General features: G+C 67.6%; 8 protein-coding genes and 2 pseudogenes. 2 read left to right on the top strand and 8 right to left on the bottom strand.

The annotated features are described in order from the left end of the window. Window positions 1-246 precede the first annotated feature (246 nt). From N0B71_RS19490 to N0B71_RS19460, 8 genes and pseudogenes are all read right to left on the bottom strand, one after another. The gene (locus tag N0B71_RS19490; RefSeq protein ID WP_259754351.1) at window positions 247-1374 is read right to left on the bottom strand and encodes an acyl-CoA dehydrogenase family protein; all 1128 of its coding nucleotides are present in this window, start codon (window positions 1372-1374) and stop codon (window positions 247-249) included. A gap of 10 nt (window positions 1375-1384) precedes the next feature. After that, window positions 1385-2569, bottom strand: a complete 1185-nt coding sequence (locus N0B71_RS19485) for an acetyl-CoA C-acyltransferase (protein WP_259754350.1) — start codon at window positions 2567-2569, stop codon at window positions 1385-1387. Window positions 2570-2582: 13 nt separating this feature from the next. Then, window positions 2583-3353: a 3-hydroxyacyl-CoA dehydrogenase gene (locus N0B71_RS19480; protein ID WP_259754349.1), complete on the bottom strand. Its 771-nt coding sequence runs from the start codon at window positions 3351-3353 to the stop codon at window positions 2583-2585. 18 nt (window positions 3354-3371) lie between these two features. Continuing rightward, window positions 3372-5036 (bottom strand): acyl-CoA synthetase, encoded by a 1665-nt coding sequence (locus tag N0B71_RS19475; RefSeq protein WP_259754348.1) that lies wholly within the window; start codon window positions 5034-5036, stop codon window positions 3372-3374. A gap of 304 nt (window positions 5037-5340) precedes the next feature. Beyond that, a pseudogene (locus N0B71_RS28310) lies at window positions 5341-5853 on the bottom strand (methyl-accepting chemotaxis protein); the annotation flags it as partial. 393 nt (window positions 5854-6246) lie between these two features. After that, window positions 6247-7317, bottom strand: a pseudogene (locus N0B71_RS28305) (PDC sensor domain-containing protein); the annotation flags it as partial. A gap of 252 nt (window positions 7318-7569) precedes the next feature. Continuing rightward, window positions 7570-8586, bottom strand: a complete 1017-nt coding sequence (locus N0B71_RS19465) for an AraC family transcriptional regulator (RefSeq protein ID WP_259754346.1) — start codon at window positions 8584-8586, stop codon at window positions 7570-7572. Between the two features lie 51 nt (window positions 8587-8637). Beyond that, entirely contained in the window at window positions 8638-10317 is a 1680-nt protein-coding gene (locus N0B71_RS19460; protein ID WP_259754345.1) for an AMP-binding protein, read from the bottom strand. A gap of 498 nt (window positions 10318-10815) precedes the next feature. Here N0B71_RS19460 and pbpG point away from each other — a divergent pair, with 498 nt between their 5' ends. After that, window positions 10816-11748 (top strand): D-alanyl-D-alanine endopeptidase, encoded by a 933-nt coding sequence (gene pbpG, locus N0B71_RS19455; RefSeq protein ID WP_259754344.1) that lies wholly within the window; start codon window positions 10816-10818, stop codon window positions 11746-11748. 226 nt (window positions 11749-11974) lie between these two features. Next, window positions 11975-12451, top strand: a complete 477-nt coding sequence (locus N0B71_RS19450; protein WP_259759621.1) for a PaaI family thioesterase — start codon at window positions 11975-11977, stop codon at window positions 12449-12451. Window positions 12452-12467 lie beyond the last annotated feature (16 nt).

Raw genomic sequence — 12467 nt, 5'->3', positions numbered from 1 at the left:
GGCTACGCCGGGATTTCGCGGATAAGATCCGCTCCTACAGTCCAGCACTCGCCGGACCAGTAGGAGCGAGCTTGCTCGCGAACCGCCCAGCGGTGAAATCTCAGGCGAGCACGGATCGCGAGCAAGGACCCGGCGTCCCCCTCGGCCCAACAAAAAACAGTCCGCGCTACCTGATAAGCCACCGGCAGACCCCGCCCTGCCGAAGTGCCTGTCCAACGAACAGGCCGGGGTCTGCCGGCGAACCCGTTACAGACTGCGCGCGATGACCAGCCGCTGCACGTCGCTGGTGCCTTCGTAGATCTGGCACACCCGCACGTCGCGGTAGATGCGTTCCACCGGGTAGTCCTGCAGATAGCCATAGCCGCCGAGGGTCTGGATCGCCGCGGAGCACACGCGCTCGGCCATTTCCGAGGCGAACAGCTTGGCCATGGAGGCTTCGGTCAGGCACGGCAGGCCGGCTTCGCGCAGGCTGGCGGCGTGGTGGACCATCTGCCGCGCCACGGCGATCTCGGTCGCCATGTCGCTCAGGCGGAAGGCCACGGCCTGGTGCTGGATGATCGGCTTGCCGAAGGTCTCGCGCTCGTGGGCGTAGTCGCGGGCGTATTCGAAGGCCGCACGGGCCATGCCCACCGCCTGGGAGGCGATGCCGATGCGCCCGCCCTCCAGGTTCGCCAGAGCGATGGCGTAGCCCTGGCCCTCCTCGCCCAGCCGGTAGCTGGCCGGAATCCGCACGTCGTCAAAGGCGATCTGGCAGGTATCGGACGCATGCTGGCCGAGCTTGTCCTCGACGCGCACCACGCGGTAACCGGGGGTGTCGGTGGGCACGATGAAGGCGCTGATGCCCTTCTTGCCCGCCGCTGCATCGGTCACCGCGAAGACGATCACCAGGCCGGCGTGGCTGCCGGAGGTGATGAACTGCTTGCTGCCGTTCAGCACATAGTGATCGCCGTCGCGGCGCGCACGGGTCTTCAGGAAGCTGGCATCGGAGCCGGCCTGCGGTTCGGTCAGGGCGAAGGCGCCGATCATCTCGCCGCGGGCCAGGGGCACCAGGAACTGGCGCTTCTGCTCGTCGTTGCCGAACTTGGCGATGGGCATGCAGCCCACCGAGTTGTGCACGCTCATGATGGTCGAGCAGGCGCCGTCGCCGGCGGCGATTTCCTCCAGCGCCATGGCGTAGGCCAGGTGGCCGGTCTGTGCGCCGCCCCACTCCTCCGCCACCAGCATGCCGAGGAAGCCGAGGTCGGCCATTTCCTTCAGCGCTTCGGCCGGGAAGCGGTGCTCGCGGTCCCAGTCGGCGGCAAAGGGCTTGAGCCGCTCCTGGGCGAACTGGCGGGCCACATCGCGGATCTGCAGGTCTTCTTCGCTGGGAATCATCTCTCGCTCCTTAGGCCAGGCGCTCGACCGCGATGGCCGTGGCTTCGCCGCCACCAATGCACACCGATGCCACGCCGCGCTTGACGTCGTACTGCTTGAGCGCCGACAGCAGGGTCACGATCACCCGCGCGCCGGAAGCGCCAATGGGATGGCCGAGGGCGCAGGCGCCACCGTGGACGTTGAGCTTGTCGTGGGGAATGTCCAGGTCGCGCATCGCGGCCATGGCGACCACGGCGAAGGCCTCGTTGACCTCGAACAGGTCGACATCGCCCAGCGACCAGCCGGTGCGCTGCATCAGGCGCTCGACCGCGCCCACCGGGGCGGTGGGGAACAGATTCGGCGCGTCAGCATAGGACGAATGCCCACGGATCGCCGCCAGCGGTGTCAGGCCGCGCTTTTCGGCTTCCGACAGACGCATCAGCACCAGTGCGGCGGCGCCGTCGGAGATGGAGCTGGCATTGGCCGCCGTCACCGTGCCGCCGTCGCGGAACGCCGGTTTCAGGGTGGGAATCTTGTCCAGCCTGGCCTTGGGCGGTTGCTCGTCTTCGCTGATGGCGCGCAGCTCCTTGCCGGACTTGACCGTCACCGCGACGATCTCGTCCTTGAAGCGGCCTTCGCTCATGGCCTTCTGCGCGCGGGTCAGCGAGGCGATGGCGTAGTCGTCCTGCTGCTCGCGGGTGAAGCCGTATTTCTCGGCGCAATCCTCGGCGAAGGTGCCCATCAGGCGGCCCTTGTCGTAGGCGTCTTCGAGGCCGTCCAGGAACATGTGGTCGAGCACCTTGCCGTGGCCCATGCGGTAGCCGCTGCGGGCGCGTTCCAGCAGGTAGGGCGCGTTGGACATGCTCTCCATGCCACCGGCCAGGGCGACGCGGGCGCTCCCGGCGAGGATGGCGTCGTGGGCCATCATCGCGGCCTTCATGCCCGAGCCGCACATCTTGTTCACCGTGGAGCACGGCGTGCCGCGCGCCAGGCCCGCGCCCAGCACGGCCTGGCGCGCCGGCGCCTGGCCCTGCCCGGCGGCGAGGACGCAGCCGAGCACGGCTTCGTCCACCTCTTCGGCGCCCAGGCGGGCGCGTTCGACGGCCGCGCGGATCGCGGCCGCGCCGAGGGTGGCGGCGGTGACGTCCTTGAAGTCGCCGAGGAAGCCGCCCATGGGCGTGCGGGTGGCGCTGACGATGACGATGGGATCGTTCATGGTTCTCTCCTCCTTACTTCGCGGCCATGCGGATGGCGCCGTCGAGGCGGATCACTTCGCCGTTGAGCATGCTGTTCTCGATGATGTGGCGGGCCAGCGCGGCGTATTCGTCAGGGCGACCGAGGCGCGGCGGGAACGGTACGCTGGCGCCGAGGGAGTCGCGCACTTCCTGGGGCATGGCGGCCATCATCGGCGTCTCGAAGATGCCGGGGGCGATGGTCATCACGCGGATGCCCGAGCGGGCCAGTTCGCGGGCAATCGGCAGGGTCATGCCGACCACCGCGCTCTTGGAGGCGGAATACGCCGCCTGGCCGATCTGCCCGTCGAAGGCGGCCACCGAGGCGGTGTTGATGATGATGCCGCGCTCGCCGCCGGCGTCCGGCTCGTTCTTCGCCATGGCCTCGGCGGCCAGGCGCAGCATGTTGAAGGTGCCGATCAGGTTGATGTTGATGGTGCGGGTGAAGCTGTCCAGCCCATGCACGCCGTTGCGGCCGATGACTTTTTCGGCCGGCGCGACGCCCGCGCAGTTGGCCAGGCCGTGCAATGCGCCGAAGGCATCCAGGGCGAGCTGCACGGCGGCCTTGCCGTCCGCCTCGCTGCACACGTCGGTGCGGATGAAACGCGCATTCGCCTCACCCAGTTCCGCCGCCTGGGCCGTGCCGGCTTCGGCGTTGACGTCGGCCAGCACTACCTTGGCGCCAGCGCTCACCAGCAGCTTCGCAGTGGCCGCGCCGAGGCCGGAACCGCCGCCGGTGATGAGGAATACCTTGTTCTGGATCTGCATGAAGTCTCTCCGCTGTACCTAGTGAGCCGCCGCTTTTTCGGCGGCCTCGCGTTGCTTGGCGATCTCCTGATTGCGCAGGAGGAAGCGCTGGATCTTGCCGCTGGGGGTCTTGGGCAGTTCGTCGACGAACTCCACTTCCCGCGGGTAGCTGTGCGCGGACAGTCGCTTGCGCACGTACTGTTGTAGTTCCTCGGCCAGCTCCGCGCCCGGCCGGAAGGACGAACAGAGCACCACGAAGGCTTTGACCAGTTCAGTGCGCTCCGGGTCCGGCTTGCCGATCACCGCCGCTTCGATCACCGCCGGGTGCTCGATCAGCGCGCTCTCCACGTCGAACGGGCCGACGCGGTAGCCGGAGGTCGTGATCAGGTCGTCGGCGCGGCCGACGAAGCTGATGCTGCCGTCGGCGTTCAGCTCCACGGTGTCGCCGCTCAGGTAGTAGTCGCCGACGAAGGCCTTGGTTTCCATGCCCTGGTAGCCGGCGAACCACATCAGCGGCGAGCGGCGGCGGTCCAGGGCCAGCACGCCGGGTCGGCCGGCGGGCAACTCGTTGCCCTGCTCGTCCAGCACCACCACGCGGTGGCCAGGGATGGAAAAGCCGGCGGCGCCCAGGTGCACCGGATGCTCCAGCTCGTGGTGGTTGGCCAGCACCATGCCCAGCTCGGTCTGGCCATAGTGGTCGTGAATGGTCACGCCCAGCTCGCTGGCGAACCAGCGGATCACTTCCGGCGTCAGCGGCTCGCCGGCACTGCTCACCGCGCGCAAACGGCCCCTGAGCGGTTTGGACACCGCCTCGCCGGCAGCGATCAGCAGGCGGTAGGCGGTGGGCGAGCCGGCCAGGTTGGTGATGCCGTACTTGCGCACGATGCGGCAGGTGCTCTCCACGGTGAAGGCACCTTCGTAGAAGGTGATCGGGTGCCCCATGGCCAGAGGACCGGTGACGCCGTAGTAGAGACCGTAGGCCCACCCCGGATCGGCGAGGTTCCAGAACGAATCCTCCTCGCGCAGGCCCACCGCATCGCGCATGTAGCCGACGAAGGCGACGATGGCCTTGAGCGGCACGGCCAGCGGCTTGGCCAACCCGGTGGTGCCGGAGGTGAACATCAGCAGGAAGGGGTCTTCGCCGCTGCGCAACACCGGTTCGAAGTCCGGCGAATGACGCTCCAGTTCGGCCCAGAAGCTGTAGTCGCCGTGGCGGATGCCCTGCCCCTTCGGCCCACCGACCGTCACCCGCGCGAAGGCGTCGGGCACCTCGTCGAGCTTGCCGCGGTTGGCGCCGTCGGTGACGACCACCTTGCTGCCGGCCAGCTTGACCCGGTGTTCGATGGCCTTGGGCCCGAAGGCGGTGAACAGCGGCTGGTAGACCGCGCCCAGGCGCCAGGTGCCGAGCACGGCGATGAGCAGTTCAGGGGTACGCGGCAGCATGCCGGAGACCACATCGCCGGGGCGCACGCCCAGGCCGTGGAGGAAGCTGGCGAAGCGGCCGGAGAGTTCCTTGAGCTGGGTGAAGGTATAGGAGGCGCTGTCGCCATCCTTGCCCTCCCAGAACAGCGCGACGCGGCCGGGAATGGCATGGCGGTCGCAGCATTCGACACAGGCGTTGAGGGCATCGAGGTTGCCGGCCAGGACGGCGTCGGCAGTGGCGCGGTAGTCGAACTCGGCCGTGGCGGCAGTATGGGAACGCATCGCGGAACTCCTGGGTTTGTTCTTGTGTGGAGTTCCCTGATGTTCCCGCTGCGCTGGCGTGCGGGCAATGTCGAAAGCCGCCAATCTGGATGAGCGGATTGGACAGCAAGGGCGTTTGGAGGGTGGGCGTCGCGTAGGGACGGACTTCGTCCGCGATGGGGTCGTGCCGTGCGGTTCGCGAGCAAGCTCGCTCCCACAGGTACTGCCTTGCTCTTGTAGGAGCGAGCTTGCTCGCGAACCGGATCTGGCGCCGGCGTTACCGGCGGATCGCGGGCATGGCCCGCTCCTACAGGGTTCGGGAGGCTCAGACGCGGAACTGATCCATCAATCCCTGCTGGTGGTTCGCCAGCTTGTTCAGCGACTGGCTCACCTGCGCCGATTCCTGTGCCTGGCTCGACAGCGATTCGGTCACATCGCGGATGCCGGCGACGTTGCGGTTGATCTCCTCGGCCACCGCGCTCTGTTCCTCGGCGGCGCTGGCGATCTGCAGGTTCATGTCGGTGATCACGCTGACCGCCTCGCCGATGCGTTGCAGCGCGGCCACGGCCTGTTCGACCTGGCTCACGCTGTCCTGCGCCTGGCGGTGGCTGTTGCTCATGGCGCCGACCACGTCGCGGGTGCCGTTCTGCAGGCCTTCGATCACCTGGCGGATTTCCTCCACCGAATCCTGGGTGCGCTTGGCGAGGTTGCGCACCTCGTCGGCGACCACCGCGAAGCCGCGCCCGGCTTCCCCGGCGCGGGCCGCTTCGATGGCGGCGTTGAGCGCCAGCAGGTTGGTCTGCTCGGCGATGCCGCGGATCACGTCCAGCACCGAGCCGATCTGCTCGCTGCTCGCCGCCAGGCCTTCGACCTGGCTCATGGCGCTGCTCATGTCGCTGGCCAGCTCGTCGATCAGGCGGGTGGTGTTGTCGATCACGCTCAGGCCGTCACGGGTCGCACCGTCGGCGCCGCGGGCGGCATCGGCGGCCATGGCGGCACTGTTGGCGACGTCGTGGGCGGTGGCACTCATTTCCTGGGAGGCGGTCGCCACCTGGTCGACTTCGCGGAATTGCTGCTGCATGCCGGCGCTGGTCTGGCTGGCGATTTCCGAGGATTGGTCAGCGGTGGCGCGGGCGTCCTGCACGGAGGATTTCACGTCGCGGATGATCGGTTGCAGCTTGTCGAGGAAGCGGTTGAACCAGCCGGCCAGCTCGCCCAGCTCGTCCTTGCCGCTGTAGTCCAGGCGCTTGGTCAGGTCGCCTTCGCCGCTGGCGATGTTGCGCAGCATGGCGGCGACGCCGAGGATCGGCCGGGTCACGCCGCGGGCGGTAAGCCACACCAGCAGCAGGCCGACCACGGCGGCGATCAGGCCAAACAGGGTCTGCCACAGCGCGCCGCTGGAGTTGCGCTCATCCAGTTGTTTCTGCAGCTCCAGCGCCGGTGCCAGCAGCACGTCCTGCGGCACGTCGAGCACCACGGCCCAGGGTTTGGTGGCATCCGGGATCGGCAGCAGCGGCTCGACCACGCGCAGCTGGCCGTCGTGCTCCAGAACCTGCGGTCGTCCGCCGGCCTGCAGGCTCAGCAGCTCGGCCGCCTGGCCGGGGATGGCCTTGGCCAGCGGTTGGCCAAGCAGCGCTTCGTCGCTGCTGTAGCCCGCCAGCAGGCCGGCCGGGCTGACGATACTGACGCTGCCGGCGCCGTCGTAGAGCTGGCGGTCGCCGTCGACGGCGAGCTGCTGCAGGCGGCTGAGGCTGATGTCGATGCCGATCACGGCGATGACCTTGCCCTGGTCGATCAGCGGCAGGGTCACGGTGGTCATCAGCACCTTGGTGCCGGAGGCGCTGTCGAAATACGGGTTGAGCACGCAGGCCTTGCGGGTCTGCAGCGGGCACAGCTGCCAGGTGTTGAAGGGGCTTCCGTCGAGCATGGCCGAGGTGTCGGCGATCATCTCCTCGGTCACCGCCAGGCCGGTCATCTCGCCGGAGGCCTTCTGCGCCCAGTAGGCGCCGAAGCGGCCCTTCTCGTTGCTGCCGGCATCGGCCTGGTCATGGAAGCTGGCGTCCTGGCCGTCCAGCGCATCGGGTTGGAACACCACGTAGAGGCTGAGCAGGTTCGGGTTGCTCTTCAGGCCGTCGCGCACCAGCTGGTTGAGGTCCTTGCGCACGCTGGCGGCGTCCACGCCGTGCCGGGTGGTCTGCTCGCGCAACTGGGCGACCTGGCGCGAGAACTGGTTGCCGAAGAGGTACACGTCGGTGAAGAAGCGCTGGATGATCTCCGCCTGCTGCTCGCTGCGCGCCTGCATCCGCGCCTTGGCCGCGTCCTTGAGCATGTCCGCGTTGGCCGCCTTGATCAGTTGTGCATCATGGTTCATCCGCAGCAGCGAGAGGCCGACCAGCAGGCTGACGATGCAGAGCAGGCAGAGACCGGTCAGTAGCGTGATCTTCCACTGGATCGAGAGGCGGGACAGGGGCATGGCGGGGCGTCCTTGTGCGTGAGCAATTCTGTGTTGTTGTATCGGCTTCAAAGGCGGCCACTTGAGCCTGGCCCTTAAATATCAGGGCTCCTGGCGAATCAGCGCGCGGTATTGCCCGGGCGTGGATCCGGTCCATTTGCGGAAGGCCTTGTAGAACGCGCTGGTGTCGGCGAAACCCAGCTCCTCGGCAAGGTCCGCGAAGTTGCCGTCGCCGCTGTCCAGCCGGGCGATGGCCAGGTCGCGGCGCAGTTGGTCCTTGAGCGCCTGGTAGGACTGCCCCTCGGCGGCGAGCTTGCGGCGCAGGGTCGACGGCGCCATGTAGAAGTGCCCGGCCAGGGCGTCGAGGTCGGGCCAGCGCTCGAACTTGAGGCTGCGCAGGTAGGCCTTGGTGCGCGCGGCAAGGCTCTGCGGGTCGCGGTAGCGCACCAGGATGTTGGCCGGCGCGCCGCCCAGGAAGCGGCGCAGCTCGCGCTCGTCGCGGCGCACCGGCAGGCCCAGGGCTTCGGCGTTGAACAGCAGGCGCGACTGGCGGCGGCCGAAGTGGAGGTTTTCGGTGAACATCACCCGGTAGTCGGCGATGAAATCCGGCTGCGGGCAGCGCAGCTCCACGGCGAGGATGGGAATGCGCCGGCCCACCAGCCAGCAGGCCAGGCCGTGCAGCATCAACCACAGGGTGAAGTAGCAGAAGGCGCGCGGCGCCGGGCCTTCGGGCTCGTCGAGAACGATGCCGGCGAGACCGTCCTGGCGGGTCAGGCGCGGGGTGAAGTCATCGAACACCAGCCCCATGAAGCGCAGCGCGGCATTCAGCGCCGCTTCCAGGGTCGGCTCGCGGACGGCCGCGGCGGCCATGAAGTTGAAGCTGCCCGACTTCATGCGCCGGGCATTCATGCCGAAGAACTCGTCGTCCATTTCCCTGGCCAGGCGCAACCAGAGCCGTGCGTAGACCTGGCAGGACACCCGCGCGTAAGGCTTGCCAAGCAATTCGGGGGCGATGCCGGCGGCGGCCAATAGCGGGCCGTCGTCGCGGCCGGCGCGACGAAACTCGGCCAGCGCCTCGCTGACCAGACGGATGGAGATGGTGCCCTTCTCTACGCCCATGGCGCCCCGACTTCACGTGAGGGCACCAGGGCGCGGGCCGGCCCGAAACGATCAGCCACGCTTGCTGCGCACCTCTTCGATGCTGATCTCGCGCATGCGGAACTTCTGGATCTTGCCGGTCACCGTCATCGGGAACTCGTCGCAGAAGCGGAAGTGCCGCGGCACCTTGAAGTGGGCGATGGCGTTCTTGCAGAAGGCGCGCAGCTCCTCTTCGGCGACGCTGTGACCGGGATGGAACTTGACCCAGGCCACCAGTTCCTCGCCGTACTTCTCGTCGGGGATGCCGATGACCTGGGCGTCGGCGACGGCGTGGTGGGTGTAGAGGAACTCCTCGATCTCCCGCGGATAGATGTTCTCCCCGCCGCGGATGATCATGTCCTTGCTGCGCCCGACGATGCGCACGTTGCCGGCTTCGTCCATCACGGCGAGGTCACCGGTGAGCATCCAGCGCGCCGGGCTGATCGCCTCGGAGGTTGCCTGCGGATTGTTCCAGTAGCCGAGCATGACGCTGTAGCCACGGGTGCACAGCTCACCAATGGTGCCGCGCGGGACGATACGGCCATCGGCGTCGATGATCTTGCTTTCCAGGTGCGGCTGGGTGCGGCCGACGGTGGTGACGCGGGTTTCCAGGTCGTCTTCCGGCCCGGTCTGCAGGGACACCGGGCTGGTCTCGGTCATGCCGTAGGCGATCTGCACCTCAGCCATGTGCATCTCGTCGATGACCCGGCGCATCACTTCGATCGGGCAGGTGGCGCCGGCCATGATGCCGGTGCGCAGGCTGGACAGATCGAAGTCGCGGCGGGTCGGGTGGTCCAGTTCGGCGATGAACATGGTGGGCACGCCGTACAGCGCGGTGGCCTTCTCTTGCGCCACCGCCGCCAGGGTCGCCTCGGGCTCGAAGCTGGGCGCGGGATAGATCATGGTGGAACCGTGGGTCAGGCAGCCGAGATTACCCATCACCATGCCGAAGCAGTGGTACAGCGGCACCGGGATCACCAGACGGTCGTGTTCGGTGAGGCCGAGGCTGTCGCCGACCATCAGGCCGTTGTTGAGGATGTTGTAGTGGCTGAGCGTGGCGCCCTTGGGAAAACCGGTGGTGCCGGAGGTGTACTGGATGTTGATCGGCTCGTCGAACTGCAGCAGCGCCTGGCGCTCGGCGAGCTCGGCGGCGGCGATGCCGCGACCCAGCGGCTCCAGCTGGCTCCAGCGCAGGAAGCCGGCGGGCGCGGTGTCGGACAGGCTGATCACCCCGCGCAGTTCCGGCAGGCGGTCACTGGACAGCTCGCCCGGCCTGCCCTGCCCCAGCTCGGGTAGCAGGTCGGCGAGCATGCCGTGGTAATCGGAGGTCTTGAAGGCATCGGCGCACACCAGCCAGCGGCAGCCGGACTGCTTGAGCGCGTACTCGAGCTCGTTGACCCGGTAGGCCGGGTTGATGTTGACCAGCACGGCGCCGACCTTGGCGCTGGCGAACTGGGTGATGCACCACTGGGCGCAGTTGGGCGCCCAGATCCCCAGGCGATCACCGGGGCGCAGGCCGAGGGCGAGGAACGCGCGGGCGACGCCATTGACCACCTCGGCCAGTTCAGCCCAGGTGTAGCGCAGGCTCTGGTGCCGCACGACCAGTGCCTCGCGCTGGGCGAAGCGCTCCACCGTCGCGTCGAAGGCCGCGCCGACGGTCATGGCCAGCAGGGGTTTGTCCTGCGGGCCGCGGGTGTAACTCAGGTGGTTCATGGCTTTCCCTTGTTGTGCTTGTTCTGGGATCAACGCTGAACGATCGGCTCGGGCAGCGGTGCCAGGCACCGCGAGCCAACCTGCCGCGACGGTGACTGACCGGTCGAGGGCTGCGAAACATGTTTACGTTAACGTAAAGGTAAACGCAACCCCGACCATCGACAGCACGACAGGCCGGGGCCTCCCTTCAAGCAGAATAGTCACTCACAAAACGTGCCAGAGGCCCTGCATGCCCGATTTGGCGCGGCGTAGAGGCAGTTTCAAGACGCTGGACGGGACGCCGTTCCGGTTGCATTTCGCAACAGCTCGGGCAAGCTGCCGCGCCGCCATGGCTGTGCAGAGCGCGGCCTTGCCGGCAGGACTTCTGGCACGTCTCACGGCGTCGCAATCTGAGACGCCCCGCGCCAGGTGCGCGGCGGCAGACGTTGCATTAGAATTCGCCGAAAATGCCTACATGGATGTAGACACATTCCCACCTCATGCTTGCGAATCACATCCATGCCTAGTCGTCGTTCGATACTGAGCCTGCTGTTTGCCTGTGCCGCTGTTGTCTGTTCATCGAACACCTTCGCCGCCTCCCCCGCCAAGGCGGCCTCGCCCAAGGAGCTGGTACTCGCCTCCGGCAGCGCCCTGGTCGTCGATCTGGAGAACGGCAAGACCCTGTACTCCAGCAATCCCAACCTGGTGGTGCCCATCGCCTCGGTGACCAAGCTGATGACCGCCATGGTCACCCTGGACGCCAAGCTGCCGATGAACGAGCTGATCCCCGTGGACATCTCCGAGACCGCCGAGATGAAGGGCGTGTTCTCCCGCGTCCACCTGGGCAGCATGATCAGCCGCGAGAACATGCTGCTGCTGGCGCTGATGTCCTCGGAAAACCGCGCGGCTGCAAGCCTCGCCCACAACTACCCGGGCGGCTCGAAGGCCTTCGTCGCGGCGATGAACGCCAAGGCGAAATCCCTGGGCATGACCAGCACGCACTACGTCGAGCCCACCGGCCTTTCGATCCACAACGTCTCCGACGCCAACGACCTGATCCGCCTGGCCAAGGCCGCCTACACCTACCCGCAGATCCGCCAGCTGAGCACCACGGCGACCAGCGATGCGCGCTTCAGCAAGCCCAGCTACTCCCTGAGCTTCTTCAACACCAACCCGCTGGTGCGCAGCGGCAAATGGGACATCCGCCTGACCAAGACCGGCTTCACCAACGACGCCGGCCACTGCCTGGTGATGGTCACCATGATGAACGGCCGCCCGGTCGCCCTGGCCCTGCTCGATGCCTTCGGCAAGCGCACCCACGTGGCCGACGCCGCGCGCATTCGCCGCTGGGTGGAAACCGGCGTCGCCTCGCCGGTGCCCGCCGTCGCCCTGCAGTACAAGGCCCAGCGCAGCCAGGCGCGCGCGGCCAGCATCACGGCCACCGCCGAGTAAGCCTCCTCGCGCTGGCGGAGCACGCTCCGCCAGCCACTTCTCTTTCCTCCTTCCCCGTCTCCTGCTGTCGCTTCCGCCCTGCTGCTTGGCGCTTCCGTCACTTATATGCCGAGTATCATCCAATGATAGTATGATGATCGTAATATTTGATTGGAGCCTTGCGATGACCGAGCTGACACTGACCCGCGAACAGAAGATTGCCGCCTGGGAAGCGGCGGCGGCGCAGATGCGCCAGCGTCTCGCCGAGCCCGGCGTAGTGTCGCTGCAGGAACTGCGCGGCAAGACGCCCCAGGAATTCTTCGATGGCATCGGCGCGGGTGAACTGCCCGCCCCGCCGATCAATGCGCTGATCGGCTTCGTCCCGCTGGAATGGAGCCAGGGCCGCTTCGTCTTCCAGGGCACCCCGGACCTGCGCCACTACAACCCGCTGGGCACCGTGCACGGCGGCTACGCGGCCACGCTGCTGGACTCGGCCATGGGCTGCGCGGTGCACACGATGCTCGAACCGGGGCTGGGCTATACCACCGCCGACCTGCGCATCAGCTATATCCGCGCGCTGACCCGCGACACCGGGCCGATCCGCGCCGAAGGCACGCTGGTGCACATCGGCCGCTCCACCGCCCTCGCCGAGGGCCGCCTCTATGACGTGGACGGACGGCTGTACGCCACCGGCTCCACCACCTGCCTGATCCTCGGGCGCTGATCCTCCAGGAGAACGA

The sequence above is a fragment of the Pseudomonas sp. GCEP-101 genome (assembly GCF_025133575.1).
Classification (GTDB): domain Bacteria; phylum Pseudomonadota; class Gammaproteobacteria; order Pseudomonadales; family Pseudomonadaceae; genus Pseudomonas; species Pseudomonas nitroreducens_B.
The sequence above is the reverse complement of the archived record's forward strand: the minus strand, read 5'-3'. Positions and strand labels throughout refer to the sequence as shown.